General features: G+C 73.4%; 21 protein-coding genes. 14 read left to right on the forward strand and 7 right to left on the reverse strand.

Annotated features, from left to right (window positions below; all coding sequences use genetic code 11):
• Positions 1-52: 52 nt before the first annotated feature.
• Genes ACFQQJ_RS09625 through ACFQQJ_RS09650 form a run of 6 tightly spaced genes read left to right on the forward strand, consistent with a single transcriptional unit; the run spans position 53 to position 3,367 of the window.
• Positions 53-184 (forward strand): hypothetical protein, encoded by a 132-nt coding sequence (locus ACFQQJ_RS09625; protein WP_377106011.1) that lies wholly within the window; start codon positions 53-55, stop codon positions 182-184.
• Complete coding sequence (nadD, locus tag ACFQQJ_RS09630) at positions 181-828, forward strand: nicotinate-nucleotide adenylyltransferase (RefSeq protein WP_377106012.1); 648 nt, start codon at positions 181-183, stop codon at positions 826-828. Before ACFQQJ_RS09625 ends, nadD begins: the two co-directional genes overlap by 4 nt.
• Complete coding sequence (rsfS, locus tag ACFQQJ_RS09635; protein WP_377106013.1) at positions 825-1,205, forward strand: ribosome silencing factor; 381 nt, start codon at positions 825-827, stop codon at positions 1,203-1,205. Before nadD ends, rsfS begins: the two co-directional genes overlap by 4 nt.
• Positions 1,202-1,816 carry a histidine phosphatase family protein gene (locus tag ACFQQJ_RS09640; protein WP_377106014.1) on the forward strand — a complete coding sequence of 205 codons (615 nt, stop codon included), beginning with the start codon at positions 1,202-1,204 and terminating at the stop codon, positions 1,814-1,816. Before rsfS ends, ACFQQJ_RS09640 begins: the two co-directional genes overlap by 4 nt.
• Complete coding sequence (locus ACFQQJ_RS09645) at positions 1,813-2,412, forward strand: DJ-1/PfpI family protein (RefSeq protein WP_377106015.1); 600 nt, start codon at positions 1,813-1,815, stop codon at positions 2,410-2,412. The genes ACFQQJ_RS09640 and ACFQQJ_RS09645 overlap by 4 nt, the downstream gene beginning before the upstream one ends.
• A gap of 55 nt (positions 2,413-2,467) precedes the next feature.
• The gene (locus ACFQQJ_RS09650) at positions 2,468-3,367 is read left to right on the forward strand and encodes a hypothetical protein (RefSeq protein WP_377106016.1); all 900 of its coding nucleotides are present in this window, start codon (positions 2,468-2,470) and stop codon (positions 3,365-3,367) included.
• 2 nt (positions 3,368-3,369) lie between these two features.
• Here the strand turns inward: ACFQQJ_RS09650 and ACFQQJ_RS09655 are convergent, their stop codons facing one another.
• Positions 3,370-4,635 carry a glycerophosphodiester phosphodiesterase gene (locus ACFQQJ_RS09655; RefSeq protein WP_377106018.1) on the reverse strand — a complete coding sequence of 422 codons (1,266 nt, stop codon included), beginning with the start codon at positions 4,633-4,635 and terminating at the stop codon, positions 3,370-3,372.
• 156 nt (positions 4,636-4,791) lie between these two features.
• On the opposite strand from ACFQQJ_RS09655, the gene ACFQQJ_RS09660 reads away from it, so the two are divergent.
• Positions 4,792-5,865, forward strand: coding sequence for a DNA glycosylase AlkZ-like family protein (locus ACFQQJ_RS09660; protein WP_377106020.1), 1,074 nt, complete (start codon positions 4,792-4,794; stop codon positions 5,863-5,865).
• A 12-nt stretch (positions 5,866-5,877) separates the two neighbouring features.
• Here ACFQQJ_RS09660 and ACFQQJ_RS09665 read toward each other — a convergent pair whose 3' ends face one another.
• Positions 5,878-7,314: a DUF1501 domain-containing protein gene (locus ACFQQJ_RS09665; RefSeq protein ID WP_377106021.1), complete on the reverse strand. Its 1,437-nt coding sequence runs from the start codon at positions 7,312-7,314 to the stop codon at positions 5,878-5,880.
• An 11-nt stretch (positions 7,315-7,325) separates the two neighbouring features.
• Positions 7,326-8,960, reverse strand: coding sequence for a DUF1800 family protein (locus tag ACFQQJ_RS09670; RefSeq protein WP_377106022.1), 1,635 nt, complete (start codon positions 8,958-8,960; stop codon positions 7,326-7,328).
• 145 nt (positions 8,961-9,105) lie between these two features.
• On the opposite strand from ACFQQJ_RS09670, the gene ACFQQJ_RS09675 reads away from it, so the two are divergent.
• Positions 9,106-9,597, forward strand: coding sequence for a bifunctional nuclease family protein (locus ACFQQJ_RS09675; protein ID WP_377106023.1), 492 nt, complete (start codon positions 9,106-9,108; stop codon positions 9,595-9,597).
• 328 nt (positions 9,598-9,925) lie between these two features.
• The gene (locus tag ACFQQJ_RS09680) at positions 9,926-10,087 is read left to right on the forward strand and encodes a YHS domain-containing protein (protein WP_377106025.1); all 162 of its coding nucleotides are present in this window, start codon (positions 9,926-9,928) and stop codon (positions 10,085-10,087) included.
• Positions 10,088-10,116: 29 nt separating this feature from the next.
• Here ACFQQJ_RS09680 and ACFQQJ_RS09685 read toward each other — a convergent pair whose 3' ends face one another.
• The gene (locus ACFQQJ_RS09685; RefSeq protein WP_377106027.1) at positions 10,117-13,272 is read right to left on the reverse strand and encodes an ATP-binding protein; all 3,156 of its coding nucleotides are present in this window, start codon (positions 13,270-13,272) and stop codon (positions 10,117-10,119) included.
• Positions 13,273-13,437: 165 nt separating this feature from the next.
• Between ACFQQJ_RS09685 and ACFQQJ_RS09690 the strand changes: the two genes are divergently transcribed.
• Positions 13,438-14,931, forward strand: a complete 1,494-nt coding sequence (locus tag ACFQQJ_RS09690) for an FAD-dependent oxidoreductase (RefSeq protein ID WP_377106029.1) — start codon at positions 13,438-13,440, stop codon at positions 14,929-14,931.
• 30 nt (positions 14,932-14,961) lie between these two features.
• Positions 14,962-15,537 carry an NADPH-dependent FMN reductase gene (locus tag ACFQQJ_RS09695; RefSeq protein ID WP_377106030.1) on the forward strand — a complete coding sequence of 192 codons (576 nt, stop codon included), beginning with the start codon at positions 14,962-14,964 and terminating at the stop codon, positions 15,535-15,537.
• Between the two features lie 40 nt (positions 15,538-15,577).
• Here the strand turns inward: ACFQQJ_RS09695 and ACFQQJ_RS09700 are convergent, their stop codons facing one another.
• Together ACFQQJ_RS09700 and ACFQQJ_RS09705 are read right to left on the reverse strand one after the other, a co-directional pair.
• A complete protein-coding gene (locus tag ACFQQJ_RS09700) occupies positions 15,578-16,477 on the reverse strand; it encodes an SDR family oxidoreductase (protein WP_377106031.1) in 900 nt (299 codons plus the stop codon).
• The gene (locus ACFQQJ_RS09705; RefSeq protein ID WP_377106032.1) at positions 16,474-17,526 is read right to left on the reverse strand and encodes a DNA topoisomerase IB; all 1,053 of its coding nucleotides are present in this window, start codon (positions 17,524-17,526) and stop codon (positions 16,474-16,476) included. The genes ACFQQJ_RS09700 and ACFQQJ_RS09705 overlap by 4 nt, the downstream gene beginning before the upstream one ends.
• A 228-nt stretch (positions 17,527-17,754) precedes the next feature.
• Between ACFQQJ_RS09705 and ACFQQJ_RS09710 the strand changes: the two genes are divergently transcribed.
• Positions 17,755-18,480, forward strand: coding sequence for a CPBP family intramembrane glutamic endopeptidase (locus ACFQQJ_RS09710; RefSeq protein ID WP_377106033.1), 726 nt, complete (start codon positions 17,755-17,757; stop codon positions 18,478-18,480).
• Between the two features lies 1 nt (position 18,481).
• On the forward strand, positions 18,482-19,891 hold the full coding sequence (locus ACFQQJ_RS09715; RefSeq protein WP_377106034.1) for a tryptophan-rich sensory protein: 1,410 nt from the start codon (positions 18,482-18,484) through the stop codon (positions 19,889-19,891).
• A gap of 5 nt (positions 19,892-19,896) precedes the next feature.
• On the opposite strand, the gene ACFQQJ_RS09720 is transcribed toward ACFQQJ_RS09715, so the two are convergent.
• Entirely contained in the window at positions 19,897-20,730 is an 834-nt protein-coding gene (locus ACFQQJ_RS09720) for a MerR family transcriptional regulator (protein ID WP_377106037.1), read from the reverse strand.
• Between the two features lie 152 nt (positions 20,731-20,882).
• On the opposite strand from ACFQQJ_RS09720, the gene ACFQQJ_RS09725 reads away from it, so the two are divergent.
• Positions 20,883-21,677, forward strand: coding sequence for a tryptophan-rich sensory protein (locus ACFQQJ_RS09725; RefSeq protein ID WP_377106038.1), 795 nt, complete (start codon positions 20,883-20,885; stop codon positions 21,675-21,677).
• Positions 21,678-21,682: the final 5 nt, after the last annotated feature.

Genomic DNA, 21,682 nt, shown 5'->3' on the forward strand with positions numbered 1-21,682 from the left:
GCGCCGGGGCGGGGGGCGCGCCGGGAAGCGGCCCGCGTGTAGGATCCGCGCCATGCATACCGTCCTCGAGGTCGTCGTCGACGTGACCAACTCGGTGGTGATCGGCGTGGGCGCCCTCGTCGTCCTGCTCGCCGGGCTCGGCTACGTCCGCCAGGTGGGAAAGAGCAGGCCACACGCCAAATGAGTGAGACCCCCATCGCCTGGGAGCAGCGGGGCACCCGCCACCAGCGGCTGGGCGTGATGGGCGGAACCTTCGACCCCATCCACCACGGGCACCTCGTGGCTGCGAGCGAGGTCCAGGCCCGGTTCGCCCTCGACGAGGTGGTCTTCGTGCCCACCGGTCACCCCTGGCAGAAGGCCGACCGCGCTGTCTCGCAGGCCGAGGACCGGTACCTGATGACCACCATCGCGACCGCCTCCAACCCGCGGTTCTCGGTGAGCCGCGTCGACATCGAGCGTCCCGGGCCGACCTACACCGTCGACACCCTGCGCGACATCCGGCAGCTGCGCGGCCCCGGCCTCGAGCTGTTCTTCATCACCGGTGCGGACGCGCTCAGCCAGATCCTCACCTGGAAGGGCGTGGACGAGCTGTTCGACCTCGCGCACTTCGTCGGGGTGTCGCGACCGGGCGTGCCGCTGGGCGAGAACGACATCGCGCACCTGCCCGACGACAAGGTGACCCTGCTCGAGGTCCCCGCCTTGACCATCTCGTCCACCGCCTGCCGCGAGCGCGTCGCCCAGGGCCTGCCGATCTGGTACCTGGTGCCCGACGGTATCGTCCAGTACATCGCCAAGCGCGGCCTGTACCGTCCCAGAGGAGTCCGGTGACCGCTACCGAACACGCAGTCGACATCGCGCGCATCGCGGCCACGGCCGCCGTCGCCAAGCTCGCCAAGGACCCGGTGGCGTTCGACGTCTCCGAACGCCTGGCGATCACCGACGTCTTCCTGATCGTCACCGCGGGCAACGAGCGGCAGGTCGGGGCCGTCGTGGACGCCGTCGAGGAGGCCCTGCTCAAGGCGGGCATCAAGGCCGTGCGTCGCGAGGGGGACCGCGAGAACCGCTGGGTGCTGCTGGACTTCCTCGACACGGTCGTGCACGTGCAGCACTCGGAGGAGCGCGCGCTGTACGGGCTGGAGCGGCTGTGGAAGGACTGCGCCCGCCTCGACCTCGGCCCGCTGGAGCCGCCGCCGGCCCAGGCATGACGGCACCCACTGTCGTCCTGCTCCGGCACGGCGTCACCGACTGGAACGACGGCGGGCGCTTCCAGGGCCACGCCGACGTCCCGCTCAACGACGAGGGACGCCGTCAGGCCGCCGCTGCGGCGGAGCGACTGGCCGGGCTCGCCCCGACCCGCGTGTTCGCCTCCGACCTGTCCCGGGCCGACGAGACGGCCCGGATCGTCGCCGGTCGGTGCGGGCTGGCCGTCACCACCGATGCCCGGCTGCGTGAGGTCAACGTCGGGTCCTGGGCGGGCCTGAGCATGGAGGAGGCCGGCCGGCTCGAGCCGGACTTTTGGCCCGCCCTGCGTGAGGGGCGGGACTTCCGTCGCTCTCCGGAAGGGGAGAGCGCCACCGAGGCCGGCCGGCGGGTCGCGCTGGCGCTGCTCGACCACGTCGAGACCGCCGAGGAGGGTGATGTCCTCCTGGTCGTGGGGCACGGGTTGTCGTTGCGCGTCGGGGCCCTGCTGCTGATGGGCCTGGACTACTCCCACGCACGGCTGTTCGGCGGCCTGCGCAACTGCCACTGGGCGACGATGCGGCCCGCCGGCGACTACTGGCGACTGCTGGCGTGGAACGAGGGGAGCCCGGCATGACCCGGGTCGCGCTCCTGGCCTACGACGGGGTCGAGGCGCTCGACTTCGCTGGTCCCTTCGAGGTGTTCACCACCGCCGCGCGCGTGCACGCGCGCACCGCGCCGGGCGAGCCGGTGTTCGAGGTGGTCGCGGTGGCCGCCGGCCCCGGCCCGGTCCGGGCGCGCGCGGGGCTGGAGCTGCTGCCGTCCGCCACCATCGCGGACGCGGGTGTGGTGGACGTCCTGGTGGTGCCCGGCGGCGTGGTGGACGGGGTGCGGGGGGACCGGGCCGTGCTGGACTGGCTGGCCCGTGTGCACGCCACCACCCGCCTGACGGCGTCGGTGTGCACCGGCGCGTTCGTGCTGGCCGCCGCGGGGATCCTCACCTGTGGCCCGGCTACCACCCACTGGGAGGACCTCGACGACCTGGCCGCACAGTTCCCGGCACTCGAGGTGGTGGGGCAGCGGCGCTGGGTGCGGCAGGGACGCGTGTTCACCTCCGCGGGGATCAGCGCGGGCATCGACCTCAGCCTCCACCTGGTCGAGGTGCTGGCCGGGAGGGAGCTCGCCGTACGCACCGCCCGGCAGCTCGACTACCCGATGCCCCCGGACGCCTGAGCCCTACGCAGCATCGGCCATGGCGGCGCCCCTCCCGCGGGAGGATCGTGGAGCCATGGTGGTCCCGACAGCGGCGCAGTGCGCCGACCTGCTCCTGGCCGCGTCGCGCCCGGACGGCCTCCGCCTCCCGGACGCCGAGGCCCCGGATGGCGTCCCCCACCCGCTCCTGCTGCCGAGTGCAACTCCCGCTACCGGAATTCCGGTAGCGGGAGTTGCACTCGGGGGCGAGCGCGGGACGACGGGGCTCCCGGACGGGTACGGCGTCCTCGCGGGGGAGGCCGGGGACGTGTACTGGCCGCTCGGCGGCGACGGGCCGGTGGTGGGGGTCGAGGCGTCCTCGCCCGCGGCGGACGACCCGGACGCCGTGCTGGCCGGCCTGCTGCCGCAGTGGCGCCCGGCCAGCGCGTGGGCGACGACGACGTCCGGGGTGACCGCCGGCGGCTGGCGCTTCGTCACCCTCCAGCGCGACCTGGCGCGCGGGGACGGCTACCTCACCGCGCTGGCGGCCGTTCTGGCCGGTGGGGACGCGCGGCGGGTGCTGTGGGCCCTGGGGAACCCGGCCCGCACGGTGCTCGACGGCGGCGCGGTCGTGCGCGTCCTCCACGCGCAGCCGGTGCTCGGCGGCTTCGACCCGGCGGCGCTCGTCGGGACCTGGCGCTGCACCACCGGCGTCGGCGTCCTCCAGCACCGGTTCGGCACCGACGGCACGGTGGAGTCCGGCACCGGGGCCGTGGTCACCCTCGGCCCCGGCGAGTGGACGTCGGCGGGCGTTCGCCGCGGGACCTACCGGGTGGCGGACGGGGTGCTCGTCCTCGCCTACGCCGACGCGGAGGTGCGCTCCCTCGCCCGGGTCTACGACGAACGGGGCTACGGCGCGCAGACGCCGGTCCGCACGCTCGGACTCATGCCGGAGACGGGAGGCGACGAGGTCGACCACGCACTCGTGCAGGAGTGAGGTCAGGCGAAGCGCACGCGGGTGTAGGCGACGACCTTCACGGTCAGCTTCACCGTGCGGGTGGTCCACAGCCGGAGCTTCCGGCCATCGCCCAGAGGCGCCCGGACGGTCACCGTCTTTCCGCTGGCGGGGAGGGCGACCCTCGTCGAGCTCGAGGTGGGCGAGGACGATGCGCCGATGTACAGCGAACCCGTCCCCGTGCCGCCGGTGACGGTCACCGTGACCGTCACGTCACGGAGCATCGCCAGGGCCGCGTCCGGCACCGCCTTCGTGCCCACGACCTTGTACTGCTTCCGGTCGGCCCGGTAGGTGGTGTCGCTGATCGTCACCGGGGCGTCCAGTGTCGTGGTGGTGGGGTTGGGCACCGGGTTCAGGTCGATCGCGCCCTCGACCAGCTCGCGGCGGCTGGTGGTCGGGGTGTCGGTGCTGAAGAGCTGGAGCAGGCCGCCGTAGTGGATGGTGAACGCGCGGGCCTCCGTCCCGACGACTTCCCACGGCACCGAGTCCATCCCCTTGGCCTTGACGTAGGTGGCCAGGTAGGCCGAGGTGTACTTCATCTTGATCCCGTAGCCGCCTGCGCCCAGCTTCGCCGCCAGCCGCACCCGGTCGAGGTCCATGGTTCCGTAGTCGAGGGCCAGCACGTACATCTTCGGGGCAGCGGCGAGGATGGTCGGCAGGACGGTGTCCCACTTGAAGGAGATCACCGAGGTGCGCGAGAGCAGCCCGTGCTCCTTGACGAGTCCGATCGCCTTCTTCGCCCAGCTGCGCCGGCCGGCGGCCGACTGCCCGGTGTAGGTCTTGATGTCGAGGGTCAGCCCGACCTCGTCGTCGGCCGCGAGCGCTTCCGCCAGCTGTTCGAAGGTGGGGATGGGCACGGTGAACTGTCCGGACAGGTCCTTGCACCGAACCTCGGCCACCTGGGCCAGCGTCATCTGGTGGATCGCGCGGCCGGCCTGGGTGCACCGGTCGGTGAGCGTGTCGTAATGGCTCATCACGCCCCGGCCATCGCTGGTGAACACGATGTCGGTCTCGATCGCGTCGAAGCCCGCCGCAACGCTGTGGGTGTACGCCTCCACCGAGTTCTCCGGCCACTCCAGACGCCCGCCGCGGTGGGAGAGGATGCCGAACCTCACCCCCGCGTCGTTGGTGACCGGGTCACCGCCCGGGCCGGTCGTCCGGGCGGTGGCCGCCGGGGAGGAGGGGACGGTGAGCGCGGCGGCCACGACCAGCGCGGCCAGCGGGCGGGTGAACCGGGACCAGACGATCATCGGGGGCAGCCTTCGTCGAACACAGGGGGATCCCCACCCTAGGGCGCCGTCGCGGCCCGCCGGAAGCCCGGGGGTGACTGCGCGGAGGCGATCCTGGACCGGCACTGGAGGCTCCCACCCTCCCCGGGGCGGCCGCGTGGGCCCTAGGCTGCCCGGATGATCCGCATCCCGATCGAGGAGGCCCGCCGGATCGCCGTGCGCGCGCAACTGCTGGACGATCCACGGCCCGACGACCTGCTGGCGACGGTCACGCGCCTCACGCTCCTGCAACTCGACCCGACCGCGGCGATCGCCCCCAGCGCCGACCTGGTCGCGTGGAGCAGGCTCGGTGCGCGGCACCGGCCCGAGCACCTGGCCGAGGCCCTGGCGGGCCGGGAGCTGTTCGAGCTGGACGCCTTCCTGCGCCCCACCAGCCAGCTGGCGATCGTCCTCGGCTCGCTCCAGGGCTGGCCCACCTCCGCCGCCACCCGGTCCTGGCTCGAGGCCAACGACGGCTTCCGCCGCGACCTCCTCTCCCGGCTGCGCGAGCAGGGGGCGTCCCTGTCCCGCGACCTGCCCGACACCGCGGTGGTGCCCTGGCGCTCCACCGGCTGGACGCACGAACGGAACGTCACCCAGTTGCTGGAATGCCTGGTGCTGACCGGCGAGGTGGCGATCGCCGGACGGGTGGGTCGCCAGCGGGTCTTCGACCTCGCCGAGCGCGTGTACCCGTCCGGCCTCGCGCTGCCGCCGAAGGAGGACGCCGTGCGCCGGCGCGAGGAGCTGCGGCTGCGGGCGTCCGGGATCGCGCGGGTCGGCGGACCGCTCGTGCCCGGGGAGCCGTACCAGGTGGGGGAGGCCGGCGTCGCGGCGGAGGTGGTCGGTGTGCCGGGCAGCTGGCGCGTCGACCCCGACCAGCTCGACCGCCCCTTCACCGGTCGCACGGCCCTGCTGTCCCCGTTCGACCGGCTGATCCACGACCGGCGGCGCGCCGAGACGCTGTTCGGGTTCGAGTACGTGCTGGAGATGTACAAGCCGGCGTCGGACCGGCGCTGGGGCTACTACGCCCTGCCGATCCTGCACGGCGACCGGCTGGTCGGGAAGCTGGACGCCACGGCCGACCGCAGGGCCGGCCGGCTGGTCGTCCATGCCGTGCACCAGGACGTCCCGTTCAGCCCTGCGGTGGCCGACGACGTGGACGCGGAGATCGCCGCCCTGGCCGGCTGGCTGGGGCTGGAGGTCGCCCGCTGAGCTGCCGCCCGCTCAGGCGATCCCCAGGGCGGTTCCCGGGCTGAACCCCGGGAACACGTCGGCGATGTTGTCATTGCCCAGCCGCTTCGCCAGGATCTCCGACAGTGCCTGGCGGTAGTCGATGGTGATCGGCAGGTCGCCGTCGGTGAGCTGGTCGTCCGCCAGGCCCTCGATGTCGCCGTACACGCCGCCGTTGATGCCCCCGCCGAGGTAGAACGCCACGTTCCCGTGGCCGTGGTCGGTGCCGCCGTCGCCGTTCACCTCGACGCGGCGCCCGAACTCGCTCATCGTGACCACGGTGACCGAGTTCCAGCGTGAGCCGAGGTCGGTGGCGAAGGCGGCGAGGCCGCGGGCGAAGTCGGTGGCCCTCGCCGAGAACTGGCCGCCCGCGTCGGACGTCGCGCCGATGCCCTGGTGCATGTCCCAGCCGCCGTAGTCGATGCAGGCGACCTCGAGGCCGAGGTCGGCCTTGGCGAGCCGGGCGATGTCGCGCAGCCCCTCCCCCCACGTCGAGTCGGGGTAGGCCGCCCCGTTGGCGGGCGTGTAGGCCCGTGACCGCACGGTGTCGAGGCTGGTCACCGCGTCGAGGGTGGCCCGTGCCTGCGTGGCGAGGACGCCGCCGGCGTCGCCGTAGAGCCTTCCGAGGTCGGTGACCAGGCGGTCGCGGTCGTTCCAGGCCGTCTCCAGGTCGAACGAGTCCACGCTCGACATCGCCACCGACTGGTAGGCCGTGGTGGTCAGTGACAGGACGACGCGCTGGTCGCCCATGGTGATCGCGCGGAAGGTGCCCGAGGGACGGGAGGAGTACTGGATGTGCCGGCCGAGCCAGCCCGAGCGCACGTTCGCCCGGGCCGCACGCTCGCACAGGTCCTGGTCCTCGAAGTGCGACCGGGTGACGCCCGGGTGGCCCGACCCGAGGACGACGGCCAGCTGGTTGGCCTGCCACAGCGGCTTCAGCGCGGCGAACCGGGGGTTGAGCACGTACTTCGGGGAGAGCGTGAACGAGTCGTCGACGACCTTCGCCGACCCCCGCAGCTGCGCGTAGCGGGGATCCCCGGGCATCCCGAGGGCCGCCAGCCCGTCGAAGCCGCCGCGCAGGAAGACGCACACCAGCAGGTCGCCGCCGGTCGTGGCTGCGAAGGAGTAGCGCGGCGCCGCGGAGGCGGCCAGGAGCCCGCCCAGGCCGATCAGCGACCCGCGGAACAGCCCGCGGCGACCGAAGCGTGGCCCGTCGGGGGTGTGCTCGACACCGGGGTCGTCGATCCGCCGGGTGGGTCGCAGGGTGGAGACGAGGTCGGTGGCCTGCGCGGGCGTCACGACACGGGTGTCGCCGCCGACGGTGGCGAGGAGCCGGTTGTGCGCCTCGTCGTGGTGGTGCAGCGGCGTGATCAGGTCCTCGTGCAGCAGCGCCTCGCCCCGTCGCAGGGACGCGTCCAGCCCGGTGGTCATCGCGCGTCCTCTCAGCGGAGCCGGAAGTAGGGGGAGCAGAACACGAAGTCGAGCGCAGCCCCGAGGTTGTCGCGCAGCTGGGCGGAACTGAGCGTCGCCCCCGTCCCGTCGCCTTTCAGCCTCGCCACGACGACGTCGACGTGCTCGGGGCTCCAGGTGTAGCCGGTCAGGTCGGTGGTGATCCGGCGGGCCGCGTCGACGGCGGTGACGCCCTTCTTGAGGCCGAGCGCGCTCGCCCAGGACGAGTACGAGGACGGCCACTGGGCGTCCTTGCCCCAGTTCGTGCGCGCGTTGGCGGAGTACCACCCGCTGAGCAGGGCCTGCGTGCCCAGCCAGTCGCCGGCCTGGTCGGGGTAGCCGTCGACCACCGGCCACATCCGCGGCTGGTGGTTCTCCAGGTAGAGCAGCCACTGGACGGTCCCGGTGATGCTCCACAGGTTCTTGCGCTGGGTCTCGTTCTTCTTCGTCTTGATGGTCGACGGGCGCCGCAGCCGGATCATCGTGGCCATGGTTTCCTGCGGTCGCTTCCATTTCGCGCCGACGGACGCGGCGAACTCCTCGCTGAGCAGCAACGCGCGGAGGACGGCCGCGAGGGAGGTGTCGCTGGCCTGGTAGACGTCGGCCAGCATCGCCACCAGTTCGTCGGACGGGCTGTCGCTGACGTAGCGGACGGCCAGGCGGCGGGCGATGTGCTCGGCCGTCCCGCGGTGGCGGGCGAGGTAGCCCAGATAGGCCTTCAGCGCCGCGGGGCCGTCGTCGGTGGTGGCGTTGGGGTGGCTGAACCCCATGATGGTCAGGGCCCCGACGTGGTGCTCGCGGGGGTGGTAGGCGTAGGTGCGCGTGCGCCAGTCGTAGCCGTGGCCGGTGAGCATCAGCGCCGAGGCGCGGACGTCGTCCTCGGTGTAGTGCCCGATGCCCACCGTGTGCAGTTCCAAGAGTTCGCGGCCGAGGTTCTCGTTGGGGTTGTCGGCCGAGTTCAGCTGGTTGTCGAGGTAGACGAGCATGGCCGGGTGCCGGATGGCAGCGGTGAGCATGCTGGAGTACTTGCCGAGCGCGTACTTCCGCAGCACGGCCCAGTCGAACCACGCCACGAGGTCGCTGGCCTTGCCGTCCGCGGAGACGTACAGGTGGTCGGCCATGGTGTCGACCATCGACTCGTAGAGGTGGCGCCTGGTGAACACCTGGCGGATCGTCCGGGAGATGCTCAACGCCTTGCCCGCGCGCCACGGCTCCCCTCCGCTGGCCTTGTTGACCTGGGAGCCGGTCATCGTGGCGTAGCTCAGGTACTTCCTGACCAGGCCGTCGGCTTTGGCGTCGTCGATCTGCTTCCACGCCAGCTGGGTGTCGATCCAGGCCGTGCGCCCCCGCTTGGCGATGTCGTCCGCGATGGCCTTCGTGGGGGCGGGGCACGCGCGGCGGGCCAGGTGCCACGCGGGAGTGGAGGTGAGGTCGAGACCGGAGGCGAGGTCGCCGACGACGGCGGGCAGCACCGGTGCCAGCGGTCGGGAGGGTGGTGCCGCGAAAGCCTCGGCAGCGCGTCCCGCGGCGGTGAGGGCGATGCCGCCGGCGGCCGCGAGCCCCAGGGCGGCGCGTCGCGACGGTGCGGCAGGGGAGACGGCCGCGTCGGCGCGGGACGTGTTCGACATCGGACCACCTGGAGGCTGGGGGGACAGGGGCACAGGCTGCGCGTGACGCGGCTCACCGTAGTGGATCCTGAGACGATTGTTAAGGAACAGGGGATCGTCCGGCCCGGGCGGGCGACCTAGCATGGGGAGGACGGAGGTGGTGGCTGTGATCGAGGTCAGGATCGCCAGTCTCGCCGTGGATTCCCGCGGCCAGCCCGTGGTGGTGCTGGCGCCCGCGTCGGCGGAGCAGGGCGCCCGGCGGCTCCTCCCGATCTGGATCGGGGTGCCGGAGGCGACGGCGATCATGCTGGCCGTCGCGGGCGAGGCGCCGTCGCGTCCGCAGGTGTACGACCTGATGACCACGCTCCTGGACCGGCTGGACGCCGACGTCGAGAAGGTGGTGGTCACGCGTCTGGAGGGCGGGACGTTCTTCGCGGAGATCACCCTGGCCACGCCGTCCGGGCACGAGGTCGTGGACGCCCGTCCGTCGGACTCGATCGCCCTCGCCGTCCGCACCGGGGCACCGGTATTCGTCGCCGAGGCGGTGTTCGCCGAGGCCGGCATGCCGGACGCGGACGGCGCCGGCGACGAGCAGTCGCAGCTGGCCGCCTTCCACGAGTTCCTCGACGACGTCGAGCCCGACGACTTCCGCGGCTGACGGCCGTCCGTCGTCGGCCACGCCCGGGGCGAGGGTCACCCGGACGGGGTCTCACCGTGCCGGCACCCCCTGGCATAGGGTCGAGACGGCCTCTCCCGGAGGGTCCGCCAACTCCCGGGGGCACGGACACCACGCCGACGTATCGGAGGGGGCAGCCGGCTGGTGACGTTGACTGCCGTGGCGGCGCCCGCGGCATGGGGTAGTGCGCGTGGGCGCCCCCGGCAGGGCCGCAGGAGGCGGGCCATGCACGTCGGTGGCGCCTTCCCGGGCGTTTCGGGCCGCGCGTCGCCGGGTACCGGTCGGGCAGCGACCACCCCAGGAGGGACCCATGCAGAACCAGACCGAGTGCCCGGTGTGCGGCATGAGCGTCGACCAGCAGACCGCCCCGTCCACGACCTACGACGCGCAGACCTACTTCTTCTGCTCCGAGGGCTGCCGGGACGCCTTCGCCGCCGACCCGGGCCGCTACGTGGGCAACACCGGCAGCTGACGTGACCTCGCGCGGGGCTGCGGCCCCGCTCAGGCCTCCTCCGGCTCCAGCCCGGTCTCGATCACCCGTCGGGCGACCTCGCGCAGCTTGAGGTTGCGGTTCTGGCTGGCCGAGCGCAGGCGGTCGAACGCCTGGCCCGGCACCAGCCGGTGCCGCTCGACGAGGATGCCGATGGCCTGGCCGATCAGGCGGTGGCTTTCCATCGCAGCCTGGAGGTTCGCCTCCCTGTCCGCTGCGCGCTGGGCCTCGATCACCCGGTCGACGGCGATCGCGAAGGCCTGCGCGAGCAGGTCGGCCACGATCATCTCGTCGGGCGGGATCCGCCTCGGACGGGGGAACTGCACCCACGCGCGGCAACCCGTGGCGCTGCTGCGGGGGACGAGCAGGATGCCGGGCCGCAGGCTCACGGTGTCGGGGCTCGGTTCGCCCCCCAGCCCGACACGCACCTGCTCGGGGAGGTCCTCCGCGGTCACGGTGTTCGGGCCGTGCAGCACGACCTGCCGCTCGTCGAGGCGCAGCTGGATGGTGCTGCCACCGTTGAAGAGCACACCGAGTCCGTGCTGGGCGACCGAGAGCAGGGTGTCCAGGTCGTCGACCGTCGCGAAGTCGGCGCTGACCTGCGCCCCGGCGACGCGGCGGTCTCTCGCCGCACGCTCGCGGGTGATGTCCCGCAGCGTGCTGACGTTTGCGCTGACCATGGCGCCCACCGGGCGCACCTGGGCGTCGGTGGCGCGCACCCACACCGGCTCGCGGTCGCGTCGGCGGAACTGCAGCTCCACGGTCTGGCTGACCCCCCGGCGCGCCCGTTCGTGCGCTGTCGTGATCGCGGCAAGCGCCTCCGCGTCCTCCTCAGCCGTCGGCCACCAGGGGTAGGGCGGGCGGAAGGGCCCGTCGTCCATGCCGTAGCCGAGCAGGTCGGTGAACGACTCGTTGAGTTCGATCACGAGGCCGTCGGCGTCGAAGAGCAGCAGCCCGTCGTTGATCGCCGCCATCACCGCCCGTCGCCAGGCGGCGTCGGTGGAACGCTCGCGCGCCCGTTCGAGGTTGGCCGCGAGCCGGGCCCGCAGGTTCAGCATCGTGAAGGGCTTGGCGATGTAGTCGTCGGCGCCCTCGTCCAGCCCGATCGCGGCGGCATCCGCCCCCGATCGGGCGGAGAGCACGAGGACCGGCAGGTCCCGGATCGCAGGGTCCTCCCGGATCAGCCGGACCAGCGCGAGACCGTCGATGCCGGGCATCACGAGGTCGGTGAGCACGATGTCGGGGCGCCGGGCGCGGATCGCCTCGAGCGCCGTCCCGCCGTCGGTGGCCAGGTCGACGACGTAGGAGTCGGCGAGCGCGTCGGCGAAGAAGTGCGCGAGCTGCGGGTCGTCCTCCACGACCAGAAGGCGGGGCAGGCCATCCTCCGCACTGTCGGTCCTGGTGTGCCAGGACTCGAGCTCTGCGAGGAAGGAGCCGACGCGGCGGGGGGTGACCGAGCGTCCTCCGGCCTGGGGGACGGCCGGCTGGAACGGCAACCGGACGGTGAACCGGCTGCCCCTGCCCGGCTCGGAGTCGAGGGCCACGCTGCCACCGAGGATCTCGGTGAGGTGGCGCACCATCGCCAGCCCGATCCCGGCCCCGGGCACCTCGCGGCCCCCGCTGGGCGGGCGGAGCCGCTCGAACCGGGCGAACACGCGGTCGTGGTCGGACGGGTCGATGCCCGACCCGGTGTCGGCGACCTCGACGAGGTAGCTGTCGCCCTCCTCCCGCAGGCGGACGGTGACGCTGCCCGTGTCGGTGAACTTGACCGCGTTCGACAGCAGGTTCAGCACGATCCGCTCGAAGAAGTCGGGGTCGACCTGCGCCGGCCGCGACAGGTCCGGCACGTCGGCGGAGAAGTCCAGGCCCGCCCGCTCGACGGCCGGGGCGAACGCCGCGCACAGCCCCCGGGTGGCGAGCGCCACGTCCGTGGGCTGGAGGGTGGGGACGAGCCGCCCCGCCTCGATGCGGCTGAAGTCCAGCATGGCCTCGACCATGCGGGCCAGGCGGGAGGCGTTCGCGCGCATCAGCACGAGGTCGTGGCGGACGGCAGCCGGCAGGTCCGGCTCGCGCTCGAGGATGTGCTCGATCGGCGCCGCCAGCAGCGTCAGCGGGGTGGTCAGCTCGTGGCTCACGCTGGAGAAGAACTCCGACTTGGCGGCGTCGAGCGCGACGGCCCTGGCCACGCGCCGTCGCTCGGCCCACAGCTCCGCCTGGGTGAGCATCGCGCTGCCCAGAGCGGCCGCCACCAGGACGAGGTAGCCCTCCAGGTCCGCGTCCCAGGGACGGGCCGGGTGATGGCGGACGAGCAGGACGTGGGTCGGCGCGGCCTGCTCGGGGTCGATGACGCCGAACGCGTGCACCCCTTCGTTGGGGCCCTCGGTCCCGTGCTGGGGCCCGCCCTCGGTGACGCACGCGCGCAGCAGGTCGGCGGCGGCCGTGCAGTCCGGTGGGTCGCCGAACGAGGCGAGGACGTGCGGCGGCCGGTCGTCGCCCGGGATCCGGCACAGCACCCCGGCCGGGTGGTCGGCGGCGTTGTCGGCGAGCACCCGCATCGCGAGCTCGGCGATCTCGGTCTCCGTCGCCGTGTCGGGGAGCTCCCTGCCGAGGCGCTCGAGGGTGCGCAGCCGACGGTCGGCGAGGACCTTGTCGGTCGATTCCACGAAGGTCGCCAACACGCCCAGCGGACGCGCGTCCTCGTCGATGACGGGGGAGTAGCAGAAGGTGAAGTACGACTCCTGGCCGGGGACGGTGCGGTTGAGGTGTACGACCTGGTCGGTCGCGAAGAAGGGCTGCCCGGTCCGTTCCACGGTGTCCAGCAACGCGCCGATCTGGCGGGCCGTCTCGGGCCAGAAGGCGACCGTCGGGTGGCCGAGAGCGCGCGCGAAGCGGTCCGGCCCGAACACCTCGCGGCAGGCGTCGTTGTAGACGGCCAGTCGCTCCGGGCCGAGCCTCACGTTCATCGGGAAGAGCGAGCCGAGGGTCACCATCACCGCGTCCCGGGTGGCCCGGGGCCAGTCGGTGATCGGCCCCAGAGAGGTGGACGCCCAGTCGTGGGCGGCGACGCGCGCACCCATCTCGCCCTGGCGGGCGATCCACTCCAGCCACGGCGGATCCGCCGGCCGGCGCGGCGTCCGGCTGTCCTCGCCGGGGTCGTCGAAGGTCATTCGGCACACTCCATCGAAGGCACGGTCGCCCGGAGCGGGGGCTCCCCACACACGGGCGCGGGACAGGCGTTGTGCGGTCACGATACCCGCGTACCCCGGTGCCTGCGCCAGTGGCGGAGTACGGCGCCAGCGGGTAAGGGGGAGTGAGGACCGCGAGGAGGACTCATGACGTCGTACTGGCTCGACACCCACCCTGTCCCGGAGCGGGGCACCCCGATCGACGCCGGCGAACGCCACGACACCGTGGTGGTCGGCGCCGGGCTGACCGGTGTCGTCACGGCCCTGCTGCTCGCCCGTGCCGGGCAACGGGTCTGCCTGCTGGAGGCGCGATCGGTCGGCGCGGTGACCACCGGCAACACGTCGGCGAAGGCCAGCCTGCTCCAGGGAGCGAACCTGTCCCAGGTACGCCGGCATCACGGCGAGGAGGCGCTGGGGGCCTATGTGCACGCGAATCTCGCCGGCCAGGCCTGGCTCAGGGAGTTCATGGTCGACCACGCGCTCGCCCACCAGGTGCGGACGGCCTTCAGCTACGCCGACACCCACGAGGGCGTGCGGCGGCTGGACGCGGAGGTGGACGCGGCGAAGGCCGCCGGGCTCCCGGTCGACTGGGTGGCGGAGACCGGCCTTCCCTACCCCGTCGCCGGCGCCATCGCCCTTCCGGCGCAGCTCCAGCTGCACCCCACGCTGCTGCTCGCCGCCCTGCTGGACGAGGCGCTGGCAACCGGTGTCGTGCTGCACACCGGCTGCCGGGTGCACGACCTCGCCGTCCGGGGAGGCTGCGAGGTGACCACCACGGCCGGCACGGTGTCCGCCGACCGGGTGGTGCTCGCCACCGGCACGCCGATCCTCGATCGCGGGGGCCACTTCGCGAGGCTCGCCGCGCAGCGTTCGTACGCGCTGGCGTTCCGTGGGGACGGCCACCTGCCGCAGGGCATGTACCTGTCGATCGACGAGCCCACGCGGTCGCTGCGCACCACGCCGTCCCCGGACGGGGAGGTCCTCATCGTCGGGGGCAACGGGCACCCGGTGGGGCGCCACGGGTCCACCCGGGAGCTCGTCGCCGACCTGGAGGCGTGGACCACGGGGATCTTCCCCAGCGCGGTACGGACCCACGCCTGGTCGGCCCAGGACTACCGTGCCGCGGGCAGGCTGCCGTTGGCCGACGTGCTGCCGCTGAGCAACGGACGCGTGGTCGCCGCCACCGGCTACGCGAAGTGGGGCATGACGAACGCGGTGGCGTCCGCGCTGCGCATCGCCGGACGCTGGGCGGGGGCGGAGCACGCCTGGGCCCGGGTGCTCGACGACGTCCACGCCTCCCTCGCCGATCTGGCAGAGGGCACGCGGTCCAACGCAGAGGTCGCCCTCGCGGCCTCGCGTGGCTGGATCGCCGGGGAGGCCACCGCCCTGGAAGGTGACCCGGGCGAGGGCCGCGGTGTCGTCGGCCGGCTGGGGGGCCGGCCCGCGGCCCGCTCACGCGTGGACGGCGTGACCTGCACGGTCTCCGGGGTGTGCACGCACCTGGGCGGCGTCCTGGCCTGGAACGACCAGGAGCGCTCGTGGGACTGCCCCTTGCACGGCTCCCGCTTCGATGCGTCCGGACGGGTCCTCGAGGGCCCGGCGGTGGACGACCTGGAGGTGCTCGGCGGCGAAAGTGGGTAGGTGTTCTTCCCGTCCAGCGGAAGGAGCGCCATGGCCCGGCGCATCGGCTACCTGATCGGCTCCCTGTCGAGCACCTCCATCAACCGGCGACTGGCGAAGGCCCTGATCGGCCTCGCGCCGGCCTCGCTCGAGTTCTTCGAGATCGGCATCCGCGACCTGCCCCTGTTCACCCCCGACCTCGAGCAGGACCTGCCGCCGACGGTCTCGGCGTTCAAGCGGGAGCTGGAGTCCGCCGACGGCATCCTGTTCGTCTCCCCGGAGTACAACCGCTCGATCCCCGGCGCTCTCAAGAACGCCATCGACTGGGGGTCGCGCCCGCGGGGGCGCAACTCCTTCGCCCGCAAGCCGTCCGCCATCATCGGCGCGTCGACCGGGGCGATCGGCACGGCCCTGATGCAGGCGTCGATGCGCAACGTCCTCAGCTTCCTCGACGCCCCGCAACTCACCTCGCCGGAGGCCTACATCACCTTCCGCCCCGAGGCCTACGCCGACGACGGGACCGTGCGCGACGACGCCACCCGGCGCTTCCTCGAGCACTGGGTGGGAGAGTACGCGGGCTTCGTCGACCGGGTGCTCGCCGTCAACGCTCCCGGCCGGTCCGGCTGACGGGAGCGCCGACCGCGCAGTCGCGGCTCCGGCTCCTGGGCTAGAACGTGGCGCGGCCGCCGGTGACGCCCAGGATGGTCCCGGAGACGTAGCCCGCCGTCCGCTCGGAGGCCAGGAACACGTAGGCCGGCGCCAGTTCGGCCGGCTGGCCGGCCCGTCCGAGCGGGGTGTCGCGGCCGAAGTCCTCGATCGTGCCCGCCTCCCTGGTCGCCGGCTGGAGGGGGGTCCAGATCGGGCCGGGAGCGACCGCGTTGACGCGGATCCCGCGCGGGCCGAGCTGTTCTGCAAGGTTGGCGGTGATGCTGTTGATGGCCGCCTTCGTGGCCGCGTAGTCCAGCAGCGGGCCGGACGGCTCGTAGGCCTGGATCGAGCTGGTGTTGATGATCGTCGAACCCTCGCGCAGGTGGGGCAGGGCTGCCTGGGACACCCACAGCGTGGCACCGATGTTGGTGCGGAGAACCCGGTCGACGAGCTCGGGGCGCAGCCCCTCAAGGGTGCCGTCGTTCTCGCGCGGGAAGTGGATCCCGGCGTTGTTCACGACGATGTCCAGGCCGCCGAGCGCCTCGACCGCCCCGGCCACGACCTGGCGGCACGTCTCCGCCTCGACGAGATCCCCGGGCACGCGGACGGCGCGGCGTCCGGCCTTCTCGATCCAGGAGCAGGTGTCGGTGGCGTCGGGCTCCTCCTCGGGGAGGTAGCTGATCGCGACGTCCGCGCCCTCCCTGGCGAAGGCGATCGCGACGGCCCGTCCGATCCCCGAGTCGCCGCCGGTCACCAGCGCCTTGCGGCCGGTGAGCAGCCCCGTCCCGGTGTAGCTCGCCTCGCCGTGGTCGGGACGGGGCTCCATCCGGCCGGTGAGGCCGGGCGGCGGCTGCTCCTGGGCGGGGAAGCCCGCGTCCTCGCCGGGCCGGGGCGTGCCTGTCTGGTCCTGTTCGCTCATGGCGTCCGGTTACCCACGGTGCCCCCGGCGGAACCACCACCGCCCCCGGCCGGCCCGTCGAGCAGCGCGAGGACGGCCCTCTCGAGGCCGGCGCGACGGCGCGCCGGCGAGGGGTAGCGCCGTCGGGCGGCGACCGCGATGGTCTCACCGGCCTCGAAGCGGTCGACCACGCGCGGATCGATGTAGGACGCCTTCGCGATCGCCGGGGTGTTGCCCAGGTAGGCCGCCACCTCCGCGGACGCCCGGGCCACAGCGCGGCGGCGGGAGGCGGCCGTCCGCCCGTGCTCTGCGGTGAGGGCGAGCGACTCGGCGGCGAGCACGGTGGCGTGCCAGGTGCGGAAGTCCTTGGCGGTGAACTCGCCGTCGAACAGCGAGGCGAGGTAGGCGTTCACCGCGGCGGAGGAGAGGTCGGCCCAACCGCCCGCGACCCGGTGGCCCAGCAGGCGGACGCCGCCGCGCCGCCGGCGCATGGCCACGAGGGCGGCCACCGCCTCGGGGTCGTCGACCTCGACCCGGTGAGCGACGCCGGACTTGCCGACGAACCGGAACACGAGGCGGCCGTCCTGGCGGCGCACGTGGGTGCGCTCCAGGGTGGTGAGCCCGAACGAGCCGTTCGCGTCGGCGTAGTAGTCGTTGCCGATCCGGAAGGCCCCGAGGTCGAGCAGCCGGACGGCGAGGGCCGCGGCCCGCTCGGGCGGCATGCCGGGCAGGGCGAGGTCGGCAGCCACCCGCCGGCGGACCGCCGGCAGGCGCCGGGCCGCGCGGGCGACCCGATCGAACTTCGCCCGGTCGCGCACCTCCCGCCAGGCCGGGTGGTACAGGTACTGGCGCCGGCCGGCGGCGTCCGTCCCTGTCGCCTGGAGGTGGCCGTTCGGGAACGGGCAGATCCACACGTCGCGCCAGGCGGGCGGGATCGCGAGCCCCCGGACGCGCTCCACGGCCGCGGCATCCAGCGGCGTCCCTCGCTCGTCGGCGTACCGGAACCCGTGACCGCTCCTGCGGCGGCTCCAGCCGGGCGAGGCCGGCGACACCCGGCGCAGTCGTGGCATGGTGCCCGAGTACCCGCGAGGGCCGGTGCGCCACACCCGCCCGCCGGTTGTGCGTCCGGCGTTTCCGGGTAACCCTTGGTGCACGGACCGTACGATCACGGCCGGGACGGCGGGAGGATGCATGGAGGCGCCGACGGTCGTTGGGGAGGCTGCGTTCCTCGTCGCCCGCCCGGTGCCGCCGCCGTGGCTGCGGCGCCGTTCGTCCACCGACGCGCGGTGCGCCTAGGCATGGCCGGACCCGTCGCCGAGCTCAGGGCGTTCCTGCGCGCGTCCCTGTTCGACCCGGTCGACCAGGCCCGGACGGAGGCGCCCGGCCTCCTGCTGCGGCGCCGCTGGGTCGCCGGTGCCACCCTGGTCGCCGGCGCGGTCACGCTGGGCTGGGCGCTGCGGATCCCGCCCGGCGACCCGCTGTTCTACCCTGCGACGCTCGGCCTGGCCGCCGTCTGGGCCGTCGGTGCCGTGCTCGCCGGGCCCCTGCACCTGGGCCGCGCCCACACCAGGGCAGGGACGCGGACCAGCCGTTCCGTCGTCCAGTCCCTGGCGCTCGGCCTCCTGCTGCTCGGGGTCTTCCTCGCCGGGGCGGTCGTGGTGGCCGGCATCCCCGCGCTGCGGGACCCCGTGCAGGGGCTGCTCGACCACGCCCGGTACGGGTCGCTGGCGCTGGTCGCGGTGATCACCGCCGTCAACGGGATCGCCGAGGAGCTGTACTTCCGCGGCGCGCTGTTCGACGCCCTGCCGCGGCGCGGGGCGGTCCTGGCCACCACGCTGGTCTACGGGCTGAGCACCGTGCCCACCCTCATCCCGCTGCTGGTCTTCGCCGCTCTGGTGCTCGGCACGGTGGTCGGCCTCCAGCGACGGGTGACCGGCGGCGTGCTCGGCCCGATCGTCACCCACCTCACCTGGAGCCTCGGGATGCTCTTCCTCCTGCCCTACACCCTCGACGTCTGGAGCTGACATGACCGCCTCCCCGTCCCCGCTGGTGCTGGTCACCGGTGCGACCGGCTACATCGGCGGGCTCCTCGTGCCCACGCTGCTCGACCGCGACCTGCCCGTCCGGGTGATCAGCCGCAGCCCGGCCAGGCTGCGGCGCCACGACTGGGCGTCCCGCGTGGAGGTCGTGGAAGGGGACGCCGGTTCGCCGGCTGACCTCGACCGTGCCCTCGCCGGGGTGGACGTGGCGTACTACCTGCTGCACTCGATGGACGGCAAGGGCGACTTCGTCACCCGCGACCGACACCTCGCCGAGGTGTTCGCCGCTGCGGCGAAGCGGGCCGGGGTGCGCCGGGTCGTGTACCTGTCGGGGCTCCACCCCTCCGGCGAGCTCTCCGCCCACCTGGGTTCACGGGTCGAGGTCGGCAGGATCCTGATGGCGTCGGGTGTGCCGACGGTGGTGCTGCAGGCGGGCGTGGTGCTGGGCGCGGGATCGGCCAGCTTCGACATGCTGCGGCACCTCACCGAGCGGCTGCCGGCGATGGTCGCCCCGCGGTGGCTGCGGAACCGGATCCAGCCGATCGCCATCGACGACGTGCTGCACTACCTCGCCGCGGCAGCGGTCCTGCCCGGCGAGCCGAACCGCACCTTCGACATCGGTGGCCCCGACGTCCTCACCTACGCGGAGATGATCGAGGGCTACGCGAGGGTGACCGGTCTGGGCCACCGGCTGATCGTCACCGTCCCCGTGCTGACCCCGGGGCTGGCGAGCCTGTGGGTGGGCCTGGTGACGCCGGTGGTGGCGGGGATCGCCCGTCCGCTGGTGGGCAGTCTCATTCACGAGGCGGTCACCGCTGAGGACGACCTGCTCGTGCTCGTCGGACCGCCGCCGGGCGGACGGACGGGTTTCGAGGACGCGGTGCGTCGCGCGACGGCCGGCATCGACCCGACCCGCTGGCGGCGGACGGCGACCGCGGTCGGCGCCATGACGGCCGGCTGCGCCGTGCTCGGCTCGGTGTTCACCGCCCCGGGGTCGCGCTGGTACCGCAGTCTGCGCACGCCGGCGTGGCAGCCGCCGCCCGCGGCGTTCCCGATCGTGTGGACGACCCTGTTCACCACCATCGCGCTCGCGGCCACGGCGACGATCACCGAACTGGAGGAGGACGGCCGGCCGGAGGAGGCCGAGCGGTTCACCCGCGCCTACGCCGCCAACCTCGCGGTGAACGCCGCCTGGAGCGGCCTCTTCTTCCGTGCCCACGCGACCCGCACGTCGTCCGTGGTCGCGGGGCTGCTGGCCACCAGCGCCGCAGACCTCGCCCGGCGGGCCGCCCCCACCGGCAGGGGCAAGGCCGCGTCGTTCGGCGCCTACGCGGCGTGGTGCGCGTTCGCCACGGCCCTCAACGCCGCTGTGGCCCGCCGCAACCCGCGGCGCTGAGCGGCTCAGCCGCGGGCGAGAACCTCCGCCGCCCGGCCGATCGAGTGCCCCAGCGGGCGCCACGGCGGCGGGACGAGCGCCTGGTGGCGTCCGCCCACCCAGAGCTGGAGGCCGGGCAGGCCGGCGAGCGCATCGGAGACCGGGGCGAGCCGGGCGACGTCCTTGCGCTGGTGGAGTGAGCTGACGGCATGCGCAGCGCCCACCTTGGACGCCGCGTCGCGCCACGCCTCGGCCGGCACCTGGGCGCCGAGGTAGACGGTGTCGAGGCCCGCGCGCCGGGCAGCCGTGGCGAAGGCCAGCAGCCCGAGCTCGTGGTCGACCCCCGGCGGGGCGCCGACGACGACGGTCGGTCCGGTCGCGGAGCGCCCGGCAGCTTCGTAGGCGTTGGCGAGGCGCCGCATCACGATGCTGCTGGCCAGGTGCTCGCCCGCCACCGAGACCTCGCCACGCTCCCAACCGCGTCCCAGTTGCGACAGCGAGGGCATCAGCCAGTCGTCCACGACGGTCTCGAACGAGCCACGGGCGAACTCCTCGTCGAGGACGCGGGCGATGGTGTCGCCGTCGAGGTCGGCGGCAGCGGCGATCAGTGCCGCGCGCGACGCCGCGCCCGCCAAGGTGGGCGGCTCCCGGCGTTGTGACTCCTCCGCGGCGGCGCGCGGCGACCAGCCCGCGCTCACGAGGTCGCGCATCGCCCGGATCCGCGCGATCGCCACGTCGTCGTACAGGCGGTAGCCGGATTCGGTGCGCGAGGGCTCGACCAGCTGGTAGCGGCGCTCCCAGGCCCGGAGGGTGTGCTCGGGCACCCCGGTGAGCTCTGCGGCCTTCTTGATCGTGTGCATGACAGGCCAATGGTAGGGGCAGGAACGCCCAAACCTGTACATGATCGAGGCTGAGATACGCAGTTTGTCTAAGGTTGTGAGGCAAAGCTTGTCCAAGGTTTTCCGGCATGTGACACTCGATTGTCAAAGGTTCGTGCGGAGGAGCAAGAGAGATGTCAGATCGGATTCGCCAGGTCGCGGTCACCGCCAGTGCGGTGTTCATGGTGGTGGGCACGTTGTTCGGGATCGGCGTGATCGGGACACGCGTGGAGGAGTCGGCGGGCGGCAGCCTGTCGGCCACGGCGACCCTGCTCGCGCCCGCCGTCCGCGCCTTCTCGATCTGGTCGGTGATCTACGCCGGCCTGATCGCCTACGTCGTGTGGCAGTGGCTGCCGTCACAGACCGCGTCCCCGCGCGCACGACGCATCGGCTGGCTGGCCGCGGCGTCGATGGTCCTCAACGGCGTGTGGCTGCTGGTGACCCAGGTCGGCCAGCTGTGGCTGAGCGTGGTCGTGATCGTCGCCCTCGCGGTGGTGCTCGGACTCCTGATGCAGCGCCTGGGCCGTCCGCGCAACACCGGAGCGGTCGAGAAGCTCGTCGTCGACGGCACCTTCGGTCTCTACCTCGGCTGGGTGTCGGTGGCGACGGCGGCGAACATCACCGCGACGCTGGTCGCCTCCGGGGTGAACCCGCCGCTCGAGATCGCCGAGCTGTGGGCGGTCGGCGTCCTCGCCGTCGCAGCCGGCATCGGTGTGCTGCTGGCGCGGGTACTGGACGCCCGTCTGGGCGTTGCGCTGGCGATGGGCTGGGGCCTCGCCTGGATCGCCGTGGGACGGCTGGCCGGTGAACCGGCCTCACCGCTCGCGGGCGCGGCCGCCGCGGTGGCCGCAGCAGTAGTGCTGACCGTGACCGGGTTGATCTGGCTGCGACGGGTCGGTCAGCTTGTTCCTGTCCATGTCCATCACTGAGGGGC

Source organism: Propionicimonas sp. T2.31MG-18, from assembly GCF_964266745.1.
Lineage (GTDB): Bacteria > Actinomycetota > Actinomycetes > Propionibacteriales > Propionibacteriaceae > Propionicimonas.